Genomic DNA, 18,517 nt, shown 5'->3' with positions numbered 1-18,517 from the left:
CTTTGCAGGCGCTTTATTGAAACCATAACTTGCATGCTGAAAAACATTTGATACCAATATGTCTCAGCAAGCCAATAACCCGTTTTTAACGCCATATAACACCCCATTTCAGGTTCCGCCTTTTGACAAGGTGGAACCTGAACATTTTTTACTGGCTTTCGAGCAAGGCATGGCCAAGCAGCAAAATAGCATTGCGGCCATCCATTCCAATGAAGCGGAACCGACTTTTGAGAACACTATTTTAGCATTGGAACGCACCGGCGAGCTGCTCAACAGGATGAGTTCCGTGTTTTTCAATCTGGCATCCGCCCATACAAATCCGGAGATCGAAGCGCTTTCAAAAGACATTGCGCCGCAATTATCTAAGCATAGCGATGATATTTTCCTGAATGCCGCGCTTTTTCAGCGTGTTAAAAAAATCAACGACACTCGCGATACGCTAAACCTGGATGCAGCCAGCAAGCGCTTGCTGGAGAAAACCTACAAAGCCTTTGTGCGGAGCGGCGCAAACCTGAGCGATGCGGATCAGGCCGAAATGCGGGACATTAACAAGCAATTATCCGTGCTAACTGTCCGTTTCGCCCAGAATTTGCTGGCTGAAACCAACAAATTTGAACTGATAATTCACGATGAAACGCAGCTTTCTGGCTTGCCGGAGTTTCTCAAACTGAATGCTGCACAACTGGCTAAGGAGGCGGGCAAAGAAGGAAGCTGGAAGTTTACATTGCATCAACCCAGCGTGATGCCTTTTCTGCAATATGCTGATAACCGGGCACTTCGGGAGGAAATGTACAAAGCTTATACAAGTCGCTGCAACCACGACGACGACCTTGATAATAAGGATATCATTGTACAAATTACATCCCTGCGTGCCAAAAGGGCGAACTTACTCGGCTACCCGAATCACGCAGCCTATGTTTTGGAAGAAAGTATGGCCAAAATGACCTCTAATGTTTTCGATCTGCTGGATGGATTATGGAAAGCTGCATTGCCGGTGGCCAAATCCGAAGCATTGCAGATGCAGGCACTAATGAATAAGGAAGGAAACTCCGATGAACTGGAAGCGTGGGACTGGGCCTACTATGCAGATAAGGTCCGGAAGGAAAAGTATAATTACGACGCCGAAACCCTGAAACCTTACTTCCAACTCGCTAACGTCCGTGACGGCATTTTTCAGGTTGTGAAAAACCTGTATGGACTTACATTCACTGAAATCACCGACATTCCGAAGTATCACGAAGATGTTACTGCCTATGAAGTAAGAGAAGCAAATGGCGATCTTACGGGTATTTTTTACATGGATTTCTTTACACGAAATTCCAAAAGAGGCGGTGCCTGGATGACTTCTTATCGCAAACAAAGCGTGAAGGACGGCCAGCGCGTTGCCCCTATTGTGTCCATTGTTTGCAACTATGCCAAGCCAACCGGTGAAAATCCCGTTCTGTTGACCGCAGAGGAAGTCGAAACCTTCTTCCACGAATTCGGCCATGCGCTGCACGGTCTGCTTTCCAATGTTGAATTTGAATCATTATCCGGCACTTCGGTCCCCCGTGACTTTGTGGAATTGCCCTCCCAGATCATGGAACATTGGGCCTTCGAACCGGAAGTCCTCAAATTTTACGCAAAACATTACCAAACCGGCGAAACGATCCCTGACGAAGCAGTGGAAAAGATGAAAAATGCTTCGAAATTTAACCAGGGCTTTGCTACGGTGGAATATCTTGCAGCTTCCATGCTGGACCTTTCTTATCACAGTATCAGCCCCGACAAGCCCATCGACCCTGACAGATTTGAACAACAACGGATGAAAGACGCAGGTCTGATCAGGCAGATTGCACCGCGTTACCGGAGCACATATTTTCAGCACATTTTTGCAGGCGGCTACTCTGCGGGCTATTACAGCTACATCTGGTCGGAAGTGCTGGACAGCGATGCGTTTGCAGCTTTCAAGGAAACAGGCAACATTTTCGATCCGGTTACGGCGCTTTCATTCCGAAAAAATATTCTGGAAAAAGGCGGCACGGAAGAGCCTGCGACGCTTTACAAATCCTTCCGCGGAAGAATGGCTGACGAAAAATATCTGCTGGAAAACAGGGGACTGGTAAAAGCATAAGCGCACATTGATCCAACGTGCACAAAAAGGAGTATATACGGCTAAGCGGAGGTTTGCTCAGGCCATTTTACCCTTTACTATGATCCATACTTTATTATCGGAAGTGTTGTTACAAAAATCAACCAGCCCGCTTGCTATGCGCTTCATTTTTGTCGTCTCATTACTGCTGTTTTCTATGGCCGTTTCCGCTCAGGAACGCGTAACGATCAGCGGTTTTGTGAAGGAAAAAGGCAGCCAGGAGCAGTTGCCGGGGGTTAATGTGTACATTGAAGGCACACCCTACGGAGCAGTTACCAACACGTATGGCTTTTATTCCCTGACCGTGCCGGCAGGCGACAGCGCAATGCTTTCCTTTTCATTTGTTGGTTATGAAAAAACGGATTTACGCGTCAGTCTGACTAAAAATCAGGAATTGAGTATTTTCCTGGCGACCATTAATCAACTGGAAGAAGTGGTCGTTTCGGCGCGTCGGCAGGAGGATTATGTGAGCCGGTCTGTACAGATGAGCCAGATTGAGATTCCGATTGCGCAGTTGAAGAAAGTCCCTGCCTTTTTTGGCGAAAAAGACGTCTTACGCGTGCTCCAACTCATGCCCGGCGTTCAAAAAGGGACCGAGGGACAGACTGGTTTGTATGTGCGTGGCGGCGGGCCCGACCAGAACCTCATTATTCTCGACGATGCGGTTGTTTACAATGCCAATCACCTTTTCGGCTTCTTTTCCATTTTCAATAGTGATGCATTAAAAAGTGTGGAGCTCACCAAAGGCGGATTTCCGGCTCGCTATGGCGGCAGGCTCTCCTCGGTTTTGGAAATGAACATGAAAGAAGGAAGCAAGGATAAGCTGCACGGCGAAGGCGGGATCGGGCTTATATCGTCCAGACTTACACTGGAAGGACCCATTTCAAAAGGAAAATCTTCATTCCTGATCTCAGGACGCAGGACTTACATTGATTTGCTGGCTTCTCCATTTATTAAGCAGTCTCAAAAGGGCGATGAAAGCCAGGTAAGGCCAGGTTATTATTTTTATGATCTTAATGCAAAGATGAACTATGATCTCGGCCCTAAAGACAAGCTTTATGTAAGCGGATATTTTGGCAGGGATAAATTTTATGTAGAAGAAAAAAGCCCTGATTCCGAAACCCGGGCTGGCCTGGACTGGGGCAATGCAACGGCAACCATGCGCTGGAACCATCTGCTGAGCCAGAAACTCTTTGTTAACACATCATTCATTTTCAGCAATTTCAATTTCGGCGTTTCCAGTTATTCCAAGGACATTAACGGCGATGGAACGGTGCAGGATGAGTTTAGTCTGGAATACGATTCACGGATCAGGGATTTCGGCTTAAAAACCGATTTTGATTTTTATCCGTCTGCCAAGCACGCGATCAAGTTTGGAGCACAGGTTACGCAGCATAAATTTATCCCTTCGGCGCTAGCAATTGAGGGCTCTTTTATTGATAATCCAATTGAAAGATCTGCAAAACCGATCAATACATTTGAGGCCGGTGCTTACGTGGAAGACACCTGGCAGCCGTTTGAATCACTGAAAATGAACGCCGGCTTCCGGTTAAGTGCATTTCAAACCCAAACAAAAACCTACATCCGCCCCGAACCACGGTTTTCGGCGGCATTAAGGCTTGCAAAGGACTTTTCCGTAAAGGCCTCGTATGCCCAGATGAACCAATACGTTCATTTGCTTTCCAACACCGGATTGGGCCTGCCAACGGACCTTTGGGTGCCCACAACCGACCGCGTTGCCCCACAGCAGTCGCAGCAGGTCGCGTTTGGTTTTGCCAAGGATCTGGAACGGCCCGCGCTTACCTTGACGTTGGAAGGCTATTATAAAGACATGAACCACATCCTTAATTACAAGGAAGGATCTTCGTTTTTGAGCATTAATGGTGAAAATGCCAATGAGCTGAGCTGGGAAGACAATGTTACAGCTGGAAAAGGCTGGTCGTACGGAGGTGAATTTTTAATTCAGAAAAAAACAGGCAGACTTTCGGGCTGGGTAGGATATACATTGTCGTGGACCTACTGGAAATTCCCTGAACTAAATTTTGGTAAAACATTTTTCCCACGTTACGACCGCCGCCACGACCTTTCGGTGGTTGGGATCTATGAGCTGACCAAGCGCATAACCATCTCTTCCACATGGGTTTACGGCACTGGGAATGCACTAACATTGCCTATTGCAACTTACACAGGCGTGAGTGACAATTTCATCACCCGGATAAACCCGAACGGCAAACCGGCCATCGGCTGGAACGGCCCTATGGTAAGCGAATACGGCGCAAAAAACAGTTTCCGTGCAGAGCCTTTTCACCGGATGGATTTTGCCATTCAATTCCGCAAACAGAAAAAACGGCATGAAAGGACGTGGGAGTTTGGTGTGTACAATGTTTACAATCGCAGAAACCCGTTTTTCTATGATATAGATAACGACGACGCGGATACAGGAACCAGCACCAACAACAAAAACACGCTCAAACGCTATTCACTGTTTCCGGTCCTTCCCTATTTCAGCTATAATTTCAAGTTCTAATTGCGCCGCCATGAGACTGCATTCTATCATTATTATACTCATTTCAATTTGCTTCTCAGCCTGCGAATCGCTGATTACGGACATTCCTGCGGATAAGCTGCCGAGAACAGAATCCAAGCTTGTTGTACAATCATTCATTTCACCGCAATCGCCGCGCATTAATGTGGTGGTTACGGAATCTGTTCCGCTCTTTACGGATTCAGGGAATAAGGGAGGCGTTGTAAGAAATGCATTGGTAAAAATTTCAGACGGGACCAAAGAAGTGGCCATTCCTTTTGATTCCGCCAGCACATTATACAGCATTGACACATCAGTTTTTCCCATTATATCAGGGAAAACTTATTCACTTTTTGTATCTGACGGCAACCGCGTAGCTACCGGCGTCTGTACAGTTCCTGCGGGCCAGGTGCTGGCCACTTCTTATAAGCTGGACACTTCCTTTTCGAGCAATATTTTTGAACAGGACACCGTGTTGACCGTCCAAATGAGCTGGACCGACGCTCCCCGGGATACCAATTATTATCGGGTAAGAAGCTCAGTTGACCTGGAGTATAGTGTTGTTGAAGGCACAAGCGCGGAAACATTTAAAGAAAGGCGGGTGAAGAACCGTTTCAATTTTAATTGGGATGAAACCATTGGCCGTAATGATTACCAAAGCGATGCGAACCTGGATGGGGCTGAATTCACTTCACCCTTAGGCCGCACTGTCTTGCCGAATGTGATCGTTTACGATTATGGAAACGGCAATAAATTCACGTTGTATCCCAAGGCGAAGATTGCGATGGTAATGCTCGAAATCTATAACACCGACGTCCACTATTTCAAATATCACCGGTCGCTGGAAATGCGCGGCACTTCGGATAATCCGTTTATTGAGCCATCGTTGATTTACAGCAATATCAGCGGCGGCCTTGGTTGCTTTGCCGCCTACAATTCCGGGCAGGTTACTTATCGTCCCTGATCCGGGAAACGCGCTGCATTCTACATTTTTGGCAAATTGAGGTCAAAGCACCTCAAAATGTTCATCCTTTTTTTACAACAATTACAGGAAATCTGTGCATTAATTAAAGCAGGCGCAATTTACCGGGAGTGACGCTGCAAGGCATACTTTTTTCGTGCGTCTGATTCAAAAAGCACCACTATGCGTTTCTGCCGTTTTGAGGCAGCTGCCTTGCGGGCAGTAATATTTGACTTTCAAACAGTAAAATTATCGATGTCAATTGTTGGCATTGGAAAGAAATACTAACCTTAAACCACTTTGTTATGGACTTGCAAGGCTCAGATCAAGATAAAGAACAAAAAAGACATCCGTCCAATAAAAACATGGACGAACCGGATACGCTTATTGAAACGCTCGAAGACTTACAGGCAGAGGGTTATACCTACGATTTCAATATGACCGCACACGCATTGGAATTGCATAAAGAGGACGGCATTTGCCTGACCCTTTCACCGGAGGACTTCGATATTATCAAGGTTTACCGTTTTGAGGGAATGACCAATCCATCTGATATGTCGATCCTCTATGCCATCGAATCGAAAGATGGGTTAAAAGGCACATTGGTAAGCAGTTATGGTGTTTATGCAGATGCAATGTCCAATGAGATGATCAAGAAACTCGATACACGCAGCTCGTTGATCGTGCATCATCCGGAGGAAGATGACATGGCGCATTAAGCCCATTTTCGGCCGTTTAGACCATTAGTTCAGATTAAGATGTTACTTTGCCATAGAGATGGCCGGGTAGCATCTTTTTTTGTAGACCAGCATTGCATGAAAGAGATTTTTGAGTTGGAAAGGTTTCTGATGAACGACCTGCCTTACAAGTTCCTGGCAGAAGTGGTTGTGCGTTCAACGATCATGTTCGTAATTCTCCTGACCGCGCTTCGGGTCACCGGAAAGCGGGGCGTAAGACAGCTTTCGGTCTTTGAAACCGTCATTATCATTGCGTTGGGTTCCGCAGCCGGAGACCCGATGTTTTATGAAGATGTGGGTGTAATTCCTGCCCTTGTTGTATTTACGACCATTATCCTGCTTTACAGGTTTGTAACCTGGCTTACAGGGAAAAGTGTTTGGTTTGAAAAACTGATTGAAGGCAAAACGGTTTGCCTGATCCACGAAGGCCGGTTTTCCATCAGCGCATTTAAGAAAGAAACATTGGCACAAGATGAATTTTTCTCGGAATTGCGCGTGAAAAGTATCTCGCATTTAGGACAGGTTTGCAGCGCTTATCTCGAACCCTCGGGAGAAGTCAGCGTCTTCTTTTATCCTGATAATGAAGTGAAATACGGATTGCCGCTGCTGCCCGACCTTTATAATGCGAAGAGCAAGAAGATCTTCAAAGATGGATTTCATGCCTGCGCGTTTTGTGGAAATGTTGAAAAATTGACCGTAGGGGCAGCCGTTTGTCCGGTATGTGAAAGAGAAGAATGGGTTTTTGCCATTAAGACATCCAGATTAAGTTAGTAAAAACAGCCCTGTGAGCTGGCACGGGTATTTAATCATGTTTAACAAAAAAATTTAAACGCATACTATTATGCATATGGTAGAATTGACCGACGACTTAATAAAATCTGCCGAGGAGCGATCTGCCGGGCAGGCTTACCCTTATTTCGTCAAAAACCTGAAAGCCATCGGTGTTGACAATTATGAAATTAAGGTAGGAAACCACAGACGTACTTATACATCCGTTATTGGTGATAAGCTGGTGATTGAAGGTGACATTCCGGAGTTTGAATGTGCAGAAACATTCGAGCTGGAAGCTGTGAAAACGGCCATCAAACGCAATCAGGAGGGAGTTACCGACTATCCCACATTCCTGCGCGAAATAGGCGCTGCGGGCATACACACATATGTGGCTGACCTGGCAGGAATGAAGGTTATCTATCAGGGACCCAATTCGGAATATGAGTATGAAGAAGCGATTCCGGAAGTTTAAACGGATTTGATACGCTTGTTCATTTCGTGTAAATGATCGTCCGTGAAATCCAGGTGGGTAACAAAGCGGACGAGGTTTTTCCCAAAAGTCACAGCCAGGATTCCCTGCTGCGCCATTTTATTTACATAGTCAATCTCTGAAATGCCTTCGCCGAGCCGGATAATGACAATGTTGGTGTCAACAGGAAAAATCTCTTCCACTTCGGGCAAATGCCGGAACATTTCACCGATAGCCCTGGCCCGTGCGTGATCTTCTTTGAGCCTTTCAACATGATGATCCAGCGCATAAATCCCCGCCGCTGCCAGGAATCCTGCCTGACGCCAGCCACCGCCCATTACTTTGCGGAAACGTCTTGCCTTTTTGATCACTTCATGTGTCCCCAAAAGGAGCGATCCAACCGGGCAACCAAATCCTTTTGAAAGACAAATACTAATGCTGTCAAAGACCTGACCATATTGCAAAGGGCTTTCACCCGTTTCAACCAATGCATTGAAAAGCCGTGCTCCGTCCAGATGCAGGGGAATGTTTTTATCCTGACAAACCCTCTTGATGGCTTCAATTTCGACTAAATCATAATAACAGCCGCCGCCCTTGTTCATCGTATTTTCCAGTGAAACGAGGCGGGTTACCGTTGAATGAATGTCGTGCTCGGGGCTTATCGCTCCTGCAACTTGCTGTGCTGTGAGCCTGCCACGATCGCCGTCCAGCAGTTTCACGGACGACAGCGCATTAAGCATGATACCGCCGCCCTCGTATAAGTAAATATGCGAATATTTGTCACAGATCACATCACTGCCCGGTTGCGTATGCACGCGGATCGCCAGCTGATTAGTCATTGTTCCGGAGGGACAGAAAAGTGCTTCTTCCATGCCAAAAAGCTTTGCTGCCTTTTCCTGCAAGGCATTCACCGTTGGATCATCGCCCAATACATCGTCACCCACTTCGGCCGCCCACATGGCTTGCTGCATTTCCTTCGTTGGCTTCGTGACTGTATCGCTGCGCAGGTCAATTTTCATATTCGGACTCAGATTTTAAATAATATGCAAAAGTATGCGCATATATTGCGAAAAAATCGGGATAATGGAGTTTGAAGCTTATTTAAGGTTAAAAAAAATTGATCCGCAAACATTCAGCACGGTAGACCCCGACCGGTATGCGGAATGGAAAGCGCTGTTTATCACCATGCATCCCGAAAGTTTTACCGCGCAAAAAAAATTCCTGGTCAACGAAATCCGGAGACGCTATCATTTGAAAGAAGACGTTTCGAAGCCGCAATAGCTTAGCCTTTCATATCTTCCATCAGCTTCATTAATATCCCAACTGTTTTTTCGGTTTGTTCCTTACTCGGCGTCGTATCCCAATTCCCGACGATCCCATTGCTGCCAATGTAAATGCCGTCTTTCCGGGAAATGAAGTTTGCACCCTGTGTATACAACTTGTAATTCACGTCACTTTGCGGGATCAAACAAGAAAGCTGGCCGGAAACCGGCGTCAATTCCTGATCATTGAATACGGGTTTTGCACCGAGCCCCATGCAGTTTACCACCACTTTTTCGGGTAATGCATCAATATCTTCCAGTTTTTTGATCTCGTGGATTTTGACTTTGCCGCCGAACATGACAAAATCTTCCAGCTGATGCCGTAGATAACTCGGAATGTTAAACATTAAATTCGTCCGTCTGGTAACGTGGTCCGCTTTGAACGGATGTTCTTTTGCTTCGAGCTTTACGCGTTCAGGGATCAGACCGTGTATTTCAAAATCCTCTCCGCCGGCGCCGGGTGTGTAGACGGGCATTTGTTTAAAAACCCCATATTCTTCTGCCCAGCAAGCAATGTCATTCAATCCCAGAAAGAACTGAAACCGGCGGAACGAAAAGCGTGTTGCCTCTTCCCAAACCGCCTTGAACTCGGGCTTAGCCACCTTTACATCGCAAACCCGCGAAGCAGGCGACCATGTTCCGGTTGCCAGGTTACTGGTAATGTTTGGGGGAACGTCCTTCGTATAAATGGTTACTTCGCAACCGCTTTCCTGCAAGAGACGCGCCGTTGCAATGCCCACTGTTCCGCAGCCTATTACGGCCACTTTCTTTTCGTTGGTTGCGAGCACATTATTCCGCGCAATGTTCCCTGTTCCCCACGAAAGTGACCAGCCGCTGCCGCCATGCCCGTAGTTATGGACAATGGTTTTACTGCCCAATTGCTCCACGTCCAATCGCGGCCCCGACGCCCTGAATGGCCGCAGACCAACCGTTTCCTTCACAATGCGATCCATTGAAAGCCGTAATTTTGGAATCTGATGATAACCGCGGCCAATGTGGAAATGCTTGTCCGGGTAATATAGCTGGGTTTTGGGTGCACAGGATGAGGAAATGGTGCCTAATGCAAAACTGGCGGGAATAGCTTTCTCGAAAAAATTTCTGCGGTTCATTAAGGATGGAATAGAAGGTGATACACTTGAAAAATAGCGAGGAACATTAGTTTTTACAAATATTCTATTGAACCATTTACTTTAACCCAAACATTATTGCAGCTATTACAGATTAATACAATTATAACGCACCATTGTCATACGCAACATTCCATATCGAGCGCGGATTAAGGCGCTGAAAATTTTGAAGTGTGTTCGATTTAGGTAACTTTCCGATATGAACATTCACATTATAGACACTGGCTTCTTCAAACTGGACGGCGGCGCAATGTTCGGCGTGGTGCCCAAATCGCTTTGGAACAGGCATAATCCGGCTGATGAAAAAAATCTTTGCACCTGGGCCATGCGCTGCCTGCTCATTGAAGACGGTGGAAAACTGATTTTGATCGATACCGGACTCGGGAACAAACAAGATCAAAAGTTTTTCGGACATTACGACCTGCACGGAGACGCCAGCCTTATTGGCTCCATCAAAAACTGCGGCTACGACGTTACTGACATTACAGATGTTGTCCTGACGCATTTGCATTTCGATCATGTAGGCGGTGCCTTGCGATACAACCCCGACGGGTCGCAATTGCTTCCGACATTTCCGAATGCCGTTTACTGGTCCAATGAAGCACATTGGGAATGGGCTGTCGACCCTAATCCGCGCGAGAAAGCTTCGTTTTTAAAAGAGAACATTCTTCCTTTGCAGGAATCCGGTCAGTTGAAATTTATTGAGAAAGACCAATCCCCTTTTTCCAACATTGCATTTATCCACGTGGATGGTCACACCGAGCAAATGATGCTGCCAGTGATTCAATACAAGGACCAAAAGATCATTTACGCTGCGGATCTGTTGCCATCTTCTTACCACATTCCGCTTGCCTGGATCATGAGTTATGACATGCGGCCACTCGTTACGATGCAGGAAAAACAGGAAGTTCTGCAAAATGCAGCAGCAGAAAAGCACATCATATTATTTGAGCACGATCCCGTTTTTGAAGCAGCCGTAGTGGAGCAGACAGAAAAAGGAATTGCGATTCGTGAGCGCGGTGCATTGAGCACATTTATCAGCTAATGTTATGAAAGTCGGTTTGGTTTTGTCCGGTGGCGGAGCACGTGGTATTGCACACATTGGTGCAATAAAAGCATTAATGGAGCATGGAATTAGGCCCGACGTGATCAGCGGGACAAGCTCCGGCGCGTTTATTGGTGCTATGCTGGCGCACGGTTACACGCCCGACGAGATCATTGAAATGATCATCCAGACCAGCTTTTACCCCTATATCCGCTTCGGCTTCGGCGCGAACGGGCTTTTGCATATGAACAAGCTGGAAGCAGTACTTCGCAAATACATTCCCGAAAACACATTCGAATCCCTGAAAATCCCGCTTGTTGTAACAGCAACCGACATTGTTTCCGGAGAAGAATTGCAGTTCCGAAACGGCGAACTAGCCATTCCGGTGCTAGCTTCATGCTGCATCCCGGGCCTGTTCAGCCCTATCCGCTTTCAAGGCCGCGAACTGGTGGACGGTGGCGTGCTGAACAACCTCCCAGTCGAGCCCATTATGGAAGAAGCCGACTTCATCATCGGCATACACTGCAACCCATTTACGCTGGACAAGCCGCTTAAAAAAACCACAGAGCTTGTCTACCGCAGCCTTATCCTGGCCATGCACAGCAAGACCAAGGAACGCTTCAGAAAATGCAACCTCCTCATCGAACCCCCGGAACTAAGTAAGTTCAGCATTTTCGACTTCCGAAAAGCCGGGCAGTTGTTTGATGTGGGTTATGGTTATACGAAGCGGTTATTAGAAGAAACCGAGCTTGAAATTGAATAAAAATCTAATCTCCAAGCTTCCTAACAACCCATTCACCCACCTGAACGCCTTGCTTTTGTCCGTTTTCTATGGCGTCCATGAAGTGGATTCCTCCGTAGAAGCGTGACATGCCGGATTCTTCGGCGGCTGCTATGAATGAGGGGAATTTGCGGGCTTTCAGGCCGAAACGTTCTTCGACCGTGTCGGTGTATTCAAATTGGTTGCCGAAATAATGGGTTAACACAATGGCCGAGGCGGATGAGATGACGGAATGGCCGCTGAGATATTCCGGGAAAGGTGGTGTTTGTAAAAATGGTGTCCAGGTTGGATCGATGTATTTTCGGATGGCTGTTTCGGGGCGTATGCGGTTGCTGCGGAATTTTTCTTCCCAGCAGGTCATAAAGCCATCCATTAATGCAATGGCGACGGAAGTGTTTACCAGCATTGTCTTGGAAAAATCGGCCTTTGCTTGTTTGCAGGCAATGTTGGTAATCCCCATCCAGTGCGCCCCGGGCGAAATTTTCTTCATCCCTACCAGCAAATGTCCCTTATTCTCCAAGGCAAATGGGTTACAATCCCAAAACGCTGCCATAACCCTGTGCTCAGGCTCCTTTTTATCGTCGTAATTAAGCTTCATCAGTTTGAAAAAAGCAGAATTCTTGTCCTCCGAAAACGCAACGGGCGGCTGGGGACGGAACTGTGCGGCAGAATCGAGCGTAAATGGCCTTACGGTCTCAAAATAAGGCTCCACCGGCGGAAAGTAGCCCGGAGGCGTCGGATACCAGGCTCCCGGCGTTTGGCTTGGTTCGTATCGGGGAAAATTGCTGATCAGATTGTACTTGTCTGCTTTGGCATATTTCAAAATCTGCTTGCTGATAGCCACTGCATACTCCTGCGAGCCGGCGATCATTTCTTCACTAACCCCTTCATTCCTGCACGAATCGAGCAGCCCGGCTTGATATGTCTGCAAAAGTGAACCGGAAGGCTGCATTTTCTTCGCTGTTTCGAGCATCGCCAGCATGGCACTGAGCTGGTAAGAAAACGCGGCTACCGCAGGCTTTTCCATTTTCGGGTAATCGTTCAAAACGCCATGCATGCTTTTGTAAGCGGTGTCATTTTGCGAAACGACTTCGTATCCTGCCAGGCACGCATATGCGAAAAACCGGGCGCTAAGCGGCGGATTGGTCACATCATGGATCATGACGTCCGTCATTTGCAAGGTCATATTTCCGATCTCATCCGGACTGATGTTGGCCGGCGCATCCTTCTTGCAGCTTGCAAAAAAGCAGATGATGACAATGATCAGCCAGCCCTTAATTAACTTTGCCAATTTGATATGCTTTAATTTCTTGTTGATTTATTCCAAACAACAGCTTGTCACCTATCGGCAGCACGCTTCTTACATCTCCTTTTAAATTGAAGCCGGACTTATCTTGTTTAATGTAAGCAAACTGGCCTTTGCCATTTCCTTTTAACAAAACACCGAAATTCGCGTCATACTTACCAAACCGCAGCCTAGCCTTGCTCACATTGCCGCAAAGGAGCAAATCCTTGTTCCCGTCTTTGTCAAAATCAACAGCCGTAATGGTGTACACGGGAGAAATCTGGGATTGGAAGGGCAGCTGCTTTTCGGTGAACTTGCCATTCCTGCCTTGTTCGAAATAGGCGGTTTTCAGGTAATTGGCTTTCAATTCCTTTGCTCCCGCAAGTTCGTCCGCTGTAAATATTTCTTTCGTTGTTGCATCAGCGTAGCCTTTGTAGTCCTGAAAACGCGTTCGCATAATGCTCATTTGGTCCAGCATTTCGTCACGCGTTACATAGGGATAGCTTTTGCCCTGAATGTAAAAACTCATGATCGGATCTACGGAACCGTTGTCGTCAAAATCTTTGTAAATCATTTCAACGGGTTCGTCGTCACTAGCTTTACATTGGCTGTTCAGGCCTAAATTTCCGATTACCAGGTCTTCCTTACCATCGCCATTTAAGTCGGTGAGCAATATTTTGTTCCACCAGCCGCTGTATTGTTTATCAAAATAACTGGTCGTTTTGTTTTCCAGTTTACCATTGACATTGATATAAACCGTTACCGGCATCCATTCGCCTACCACGATCAGATCTGGTTTTTTATCAGCATTCATATCTGTCCAAACCGCATCCGTCACCAAACCAATGTTTGCCAGTTCGGCAGACACGCTGGCTGTCTTGTCGGAAAATTTGCCTGAGCCGTCATTGATCAGCACGTAACTTTTTGGTGTTTCGGGATAACGGCCCGGGATCACGCGACCGCCCACGAAAAGATCGGGTTTCCCGTCACCATTAATATCTGCAACGCGCACACAGCTTGTGCTGGTGATCATTTTGGGCAATGCGCCTGCGCTTTTGGTAAAGTTACCTTTGCCATCATTTAAATATAAACGGCTTTGCAGCAACGGATCTTCGGGCATGAAGGCGGCATAACCTCCGCTGCAAACGAACAAATCCTGAAAACCATCGCCATTCGCGTCGAAGAACGCCGCATCCGTGTCGTCACTTTGTTCGTCGGATTCAAAAGCCGCCACTGGTTTACTGGTAAAAGAACCACCTTTTTGCTGTAAATAGAGCTTTCCGGCGTCCCCCGAACCTCCGCCTGCGTAAATATCCTCCAAACCGTCACCATTTACATCGCCTTTGACCAGGCAAGGGCCCGAAAAAGAAATCGGGTTAATCAGCAACGGCTGTCGTTTAAAATCATTCGTATTACTGGCCTTTCCACTATATGCGATCGGTGACTGAACAACATTGTAGAGCGGGCTGGCAGATTCCGCATTGGGTTTGGCCATTTTTGCATTTGTTTCATTCAATGTCAAAAGCGCATTCACCTTAGGTTTAAGCACGCTTTCGCGCTTGCCGCTAAGCCATACAATTTGCAGGGAATCAATGCTTTCTTTGCCCAAACCAAAATGCAGAACCGGCGAAACGCTCGACTGGTAACCGCGTGTGGGCATTTGTTCGAGATATTGTTTTTGGCCTTTGCTATAAATGGTCACCTTCGCTCCTATGCCCAGCTTATTGGCCTTCTCACCTTCCAGTTTGATCTTCAAATAGTTGTTTTTCAAAAGCTTATCACCATCATTCTGATAGATGAAGGCGGGCTTGTTAATGTTGTTGACGATCAGGTCCAGGTCGCCGTCATTGTCCAGATCGGCATAAGCTGCGCCAGCGCTGTTTGAAATTTCTCGTAATCCCCAGTTGTCGGCAACATTGGTGAATGTCAGGTCTTTTTTGTTTTGGAAAAGATAATTCTTCATGTTGGAGGACGGCATTTGATACACCATATTGAGCACATCCTCACGCTTCACCTGGCCTTCGATACGCTTCAAATGATCGCCCATGAACTTAACAAAGTCCATATTCGTAAAATCACGAAGGTTACCGTTAGTTATAAAAATGTCTTTCCAGCCATCATTATCGTAATCCGCAAACAGCGATGCCCAGCTCCAGTCGGTGTTGGAAACCCCGGATAATTGCCCTACTTCCGAGAAAACAGGCAGTTTGCTTTTTCCACCCTGCCCCTGGTTGAGTTGCAGCATATTGCGCATATACTGGTGATTAAAACCCATCTTGACATTGAAATCAAACAACTCATAATTATCCAGACCAGCTAGTAACTTCTGTCTGCGGTTGTCCTCAGGCAACATATCGAGCGTAAAAATGTCGGGTAAACCATCATTATTGAAGTCTGCAATGTCATTGCCCATGGAGGAATGGGACGTGTGGCCGATGGATGCATTCAGCACGTCGGTAAATGTGCCGTTTTTGTTGTTGATATATAAAAAATCAGGAACCGAATAGTCGTTCGAAATATACATATCCTGCCATCCGTCCTGATTTACATCGGCTACTCCAATGCCCAGGCCGTAAGTAAGGGGCGAACTTTGTATGCCTGTTTTCTTGGTAATGTCTGTAAAGTAAGGTGTTCCGTCTGCTTTGGGGTCATTCCTGAAAAACCGCACACCTGTAACCGGATCGTCCTTTTTAAGTAAATCGGCTGTGCTGGCTTCATCCAGGATCGGAAGTGATTTGGGATTGTGATTTAATAAGAACAAATCCATATCACCATCTTTGTCAAAATCGAAAAAGGCGGCTTGGGTGCTGTTACTAGGCGCACCCAAACCATATTTTTCAGCCGATTCTTCAAACTGCGGAATGCCGTTTGCATCATTTCCTGTATTTATAAAAAGCTGTCCTTTAAGACTTTCCGGCGAGACGTTCCCTGAATAACAAATGTAAATATCCAGCTTGCCATCACCGTTCACATCCGCCATGGTAACGCCCGTTTTCCACGGACGCTCCCTGCCTCCTACGCCCGCGAGTGCAGTAATATCTTCAAAAACCATCCGGCCTTTGTTAAGATAAAGCTTATTGGGCACCATGTTGCCGGTGAAGTAAATGTCGTCAAGCCCGTCACCATTGAGGTCGCCTGCTGCCACTCCGCCACCATTATAAAAATATTCGTACATCAACACATTGGTATTCAGTCCTTCTGTTAATGTATTGGCAAAATCGATTTTTGTTTTTTCGGCAGGTAAGAGGGTAAACAAAGGTTTCTGGCTTGTGCCATCTTTGGGCTTATCGGAATCTGCGGATTTATCACATCCCACAAAACCAAGACTCATTGCCAGCAACATCATTCCTGGGGTCCAGGATTTTATTCGCTTCATAATAGGACCACGAAGGTTGAACTGTATAGAAAAAAGAAACTATGCCTTCATAACGAAGACATAGTTCCACAAATTTACTAATAAAGCGAGGACTAACTATTTATCATATCCCGGATTCTGCACCAGTTTTGCATTTCTGTTGATCTCATCACGACTGAACGGACGGAAGTACATTTTATCAGCCCATGTACGGTTTTCATGCGATTTCTCGACAATCGGCGTATAAGTGTAAGTATATACATCTGTATCGTAATGATAAGGCTCCTTCATCGATTTGCCTGGTTTGAATTTGCCGAGCACGTTGATGTATTCCAATGGACGGCCTAATGTTTCTTTGGCGATCATCCAGCGGCGTGCATCATGGTAACGTTGCTCTTCATAAGCCATTTCAATTCTTCTTTCGTGACGGTAAGCCTCTTTCAGCGCAGCACCTGACACTTTCAGTGCAGGCATACCGGCACGGAAACGGATCTTGTTCAACCAAGCCAGTGCTTCTGCATCCTGACCCAATTCAATGCTCGCTTCAATGTAATTGAAAACGGACTCCGTAATACGGATGAATGGCCATGGAATGTTCTGACGATCGGTGTTGTCGTACAATGCAGGGTTTGGATCTATAAACTTGCGCATGTAGTAACCCGTGCGGCTTCCGTTCCAGTCTTCGATAGAGCTGCTGCGGGTATCCAATCCTTTGCGGTTGATTAATGCGCCTTTGTCGTCCAGAAGGTCGTAAGCACCGGTCTGGATCTGGTTTGCAGGATCCTTTGCATCAGAAGGGCGTGGTTTCCAGCCTGCGCCATCATACATTACAGTAGCGTAGAAACGGGGGTCACGGTTGTTGTAAGGAGCCGCAGCATGCGCTGGATTGGTCCATTTAAATGCCGTTCCGTCCATCAGTTCGTAGTCATCCACCAATGTTCCGATCGGCGTGTTTCCAGCCCAGTTGTGGTAACCGTTCGGTCCGTTGTTCAAGCCTGTCTGACGCGCGCCTTCACCCAAACTTGGTGTGAAATAACGGCCGAAAAGGATTTCACTCGCAGCAGAAGGATCGAGCGTTTTATCCGCACTTGCACCCGCCATTGCGATAGAAATGTAGTTCAGCTTTCCTGCCGCAGCCGACACGGGAGCAGTCAGGTTCAGCTTGTAAGCATTCCCTGCACCTGCATCAACAACAGCTTTTGCAGCAGCTTGTGCAGCCGTCCAGCGCGCCTTACGGTCGCCGGAAATATATCCCAAAAATTCAGGGTTCGGATAAGCAGCAATCACAGCTGACTTTGCCTTTGCCGTTGGAATGTCGTGCAGATCACTTGCAGCGTACAACAACACGCGGGATTTCAACGCCTGAGCAGCAATTTTAGAAGCGCGGCCTTTTACAAGGGTTTTGCCATCCAAAAGCAGTGCTGCACTGTCACAGTCACTTACAATAGCCTGGATGCATTCGTCCCAGGTGTTGCGGGGAACGCTGTAATCTTCGTTCAGCGCATATACTTTCTTGATCAACGGCACAGCACCATAGTAGCGCGCCAATTGCTGATAGTAATATGCTCTCAGAAAATAAGCCTCTCCTTTTAAGCGCGCCTTCAGCGTCTCATCCGTAAATGTTGAAGTTTGCAGGTTGGCAATTGCAAGGTTAGCAGCCCGGATACGTGTATACATGGGTCCCCAGCCATAAGTGTCGTCCACCCAGCCTAGGTTGGACGGGCTCAAACTGCCTTCGTTCACGGTGTTAATGTTCCGGCCTGTGTGGGTGAACACGGCTTCATCTGTCAGCGAAGCAAGCATTTGCTCGCTAAATCCGCCTTGTTGAAGTCCCGCGTAAATGCCCGTTACAAAACCTTCTGCAAGCGCACCATCCTTCCAGACTTCGTCGGCCTGGATTTCAGTAGGAGGCGTTACATCCAGAAACTCAGTGTCGCAAGACGATAATCCAGTCGCCGTAAGCAACGCAATTAAGATTATACTTTTATATTTCAATTTCATATTCGTTG

The 18,517-nt window shown here is 46.9% G+C and carries 14 protein-coding genes; 9 read left to right on the top strand and 5 right to left on the bottom strand.

Annotated elements, in window-relative coordinates; translation table 11 throughout:
* Positions 1–58 precede the first annotated feature (58 nt).
* The 6 genes from L0660_RS02965 (at position 59) to L0660_RS02940 (ending at position 7,596) form a co-directional block, all read left to right on the top strand.
* Positions 59–2,113, top strand: coding sequence for a M3 family metallopeptidase (locus tag L0660_RS02965; protein ID WP_235157814.1), 2,055 nt, complete (start codon positions 59–61; stop codon positions 2,111–2,113).
* A gap of 136 nt (positions 2,114–2,249) precedes the next feature.
* Positions 2,250–4,658, top strand: coding sequence for a TonB-dependent receptor (locus L0660_RS02960; RefSeq protein ID WP_233796327.1), 2,409 nt, complete (start codon positions 2,250–2,252; stop codon positions 4,656–4,658).
* A gap of 10 nt (positions 4,659–4,668) precedes the next feature.
* Positions 4,669–5,619, top strand: coding sequence for a DUF4249 domain-containing protein (locus L0660_RS02955; RefSeq protein ID WP_235157812.1), 951 nt, complete (start codon positions 4,669–4,671; stop codon positions 5,617–5,619).
* Positions 5,620–5,921: 302 nt separating this feature from the next.
* Complete coding sequence (locus tag L0660_RS02950; protein WP_233795481.1) at positions 5,922–6,335, top strand: hypothetical protein; 414 nt, start codon at positions 5,922–5,924, stop codon at positions 6,333–6,335.
* A gap of 96 nt (positions 6,336–6,431) precedes the next feature.
* Positions 6,432–7,124 (top strand): DUF421 domain-containing protein, encoded by a 693-nt coding sequence (locus L0660_RS02945; RefSeq protein WP_235157810.1) that lies wholly within the window; start codon positions 6,432–6,434, stop codon positions 7,122–7,124.
* A 70-nt stretch (positions 7,125–7,194) separates the two neighbouring features.
* Positions 7,195–7,596, top strand: coding sequence for a DUF1398 family protein (locus tag L0660_RS02940; RefSeq protein WP_233795479.1), 402 nt, complete (start codon positions 7,195–7,197; stop codon positions 7,594–7,596).
* Here L0660_RS02940 and L0660_RS02935 read toward each other — a convergent pair.
* A complete protein-coding gene (locus L0660_RS02935) occupies positions 7,593–8,612 on the bottom strand; it encodes a low specificity L-threonine aldolase (RefSeq protein WP_235157807.1) in 1,020 nt (339 codons plus the stop codon). The genes L0660_RS02940 and L0660_RS02935 overlap by 4 nt on opposite strands.
* A gap of 34 nt (positions 8,613–8,646) precedes the next feature.
* On the opposite strand from L0660_RS02935, the gene L0660_RS02930 reads away from it, so the two are divergent.
* Positions 8,647–8,874, top strand: coding sequence for a hypothetical protein (locus L0660_RS02930; RefSeq protein ID WP_310589620.1), 228 nt, complete (start codon positions 8,647–8,649; stop codon positions 8,872–8,874).
* A 1-nt stretch (position 8,875) separates the two neighbouring features.
* Here L0660_RS02930 and L0660_RS02925 read toward each other — a convergent pair whose 3' ends face one another.
* Positions 8,876–10,024 carry an FAD-dependent oxidoreductase gene (locus L0660_RS02925; protein ID WP_233795476.1) on the bottom strand — a complete coding sequence of 383 codons (1,149 nt, stop codon included), beginning with the start codon at positions 10,022–10,024 and terminating at the stop codon, positions 8,876–8,878.
* A gap of 217 nt (positions 10,025–10,241) precedes the next feature.
* On the opposite strand from L0660_RS02925, the gene L0660_RS02920 reads away from it, so the two are divergent.
* Together L0660_RS02920 and L0660_RS02915 are read left to right on the top strand one after the other, a co-directional pair.
* The gene (locus tag L0660_RS02920; RefSeq protein ID WP_235157803.1) at positions 10,242–11,087 is read left to right on the top strand and encodes an MBL fold metallo-hydrolase; all 846 of its coding nucleotides are present in this window, start codon (positions 10,242–10,244) and stop codon (positions 11,085–11,087) included.
* A 4-nt stretch (positions 11,088–11,091) separates the two neighbouring features.
* Entirely contained in the window at positions 11,092–11,850 is a 759-nt protein-coding gene (locus L0660_RS02915; protein WP_235157800.1) for a patatin-like phospholipase family protein, read from the top strand.
* 4 nt (positions 11,851–11,854) lie between these two features.
* On the opposite strand, the gene L0660_RS02910 is transcribed toward L0660_RS02915, so the two are convergent.
* From L0660_RS02910 to L0660_RS02900, 3 genes are all read right to left on the bottom strand, one after another.
* Positions 11,855–13,159, bottom strand: a complete 1,305-nt coding sequence (locus tag L0660_RS02910) for a vanadium-dependent haloperoxidase (protein WP_235157798.1) — start codon at positions 13,157–13,159, stop codon at positions 11,855–11,857.
* Positions 13,143–16,529: a VCBS repeat-containing protein gene (locus L0660_RS02905; protein ID WP_235157796.1), complete on the bottom strand. Its 3,387-nt coding sequence runs from the start codon at positions 16,527–16,529 to the stop codon at positions 13,143–13,145. Before L0660_RS02905 ends, L0660_RS02910 begins: the two co-directional genes overlap by 17 nt.
* Positions 16,530–16,625: 96 nt before the next feature.
* Positions 16,626–18,509 (bottom strand): RagB/SusD family nutrient uptake outer membrane protein, encoded by a 1,884-nt coding sequence (locus L0660_RS02900; protein WP_235157794.1) that lies wholly within the window; start codon positions 18,507–18,509, stop codon positions 16,626–16,628.
* Positions 18,510–18,517 lie beyond the last annotated feature (8 nt).

The sequence above is a fragment of the Dyadobacter sp. CY351 genome, from assembly GCF_021502625.1.
Taxonomy (GTDB): Bacteria; Bacteroidota; Bacteroidia; order Cytophagales; family Spirosomataceae; genus Dyadobacter; species Dyadobacter chenhuakuii.
The sequence above is the reverse complement of the archived record's forward strand: the minus strand, read 5'-3'. Positions and strand labels throughout refer to the sequence as shown.

Excerpts from the sequence above, each read along its gene's own strand:
- L0660_RS02965 (WP_235157814.1), top strand. The coding sequence starts at position 59 with ATGTCTCAGCAAGCCAATAACCCGTTTTTAACGCCATATAACACCCCA.
- L0660_RS02960 (WP_233796327.1), top strand. The coding sequence starts at position 2,250 with ATGCGCTTCATTTTTGTCGTCTCATTACTGCTGTTTTCTATGGCCGTT.
- L0660_RS02955 (WP_235157812.1), top strand. The coding sequence starts at position 4,669 with ATGAGACTGCATTCTATCATTATTATACTCATTTCAATTTGCTTCTCA.
- L0660_RS02950 (WP_233795481.1), top strand. The coding sequence starts at position 5,922 with ATGGACTTGCAAGGCTCAGATCAAGATAAAGAACAAAAAAGACATCCG.
- L0660_RS02945 (WP_235157810.1), top strand. The coding sequence starts at position 6,432 with ATGAAAGAGATTTTTGAGTTGGAAAGGTTTCTGATGAACGACCTGCCT.
- L0660_RS02940 (WP_233795479.1), top strand. The coding sequence starts at position 7,195 with ATGCATATGGTAGAATTGACCGACGACTTAATAAAATCTGCCGAGGAG.
- L0660_RS02935 (WP_235157807.1), bottom strand. The coding sequence starts at position 8,612 with ATGAAAATTGACCTGCGCAGCGATACAGTCACGAAGCCAACGAAGGAA.
- L0660_RS02930 (WP_310589620.1), top strand. The coding sequence starts at position 8,647 with ATGCGCATATATTGCGAAAAAATCGGGATAATGGAGTTTGAAGCTTAT.
- L0660_RS02925 (WP_233795476.1), bottom strand. The coding sequence starts at position 10,024 with ATGAACCGCAGAAATTTTTTCGAGAAAGCTATTCCCGCCAGTTTTGCA.
- L0660_RS02920 (WP_235157803.1), top strand. The coding sequence starts at position 10,242 with ATGAACATTCACATTATAGACACTGGCTTCTTCAAACTGGACGGCGGC.
- L0660_RS02915 (WP_235157800.1), top strand. The coding sequence starts at position 11,092 with ATGAAAGTCGGTTTGGTTTTGTCCGGTGGCGGAGCACGTGGTATTGCA.
- L0660_RS02905 (WP_235157796.1), bottom strand. The coding sequence starts at position 16,529 with ATGAAGCGAATAAAATCCTGGACCCCAGGAATGATGTTGCTGGCAATG.
- L0660_RS02900 (WP_235157794.1), bottom strand. The coding sequence starts at position 18,509 with ATGAAATTGAAATATAAAAGTATAATCTTAATTGCGTTGCTTACGGCG.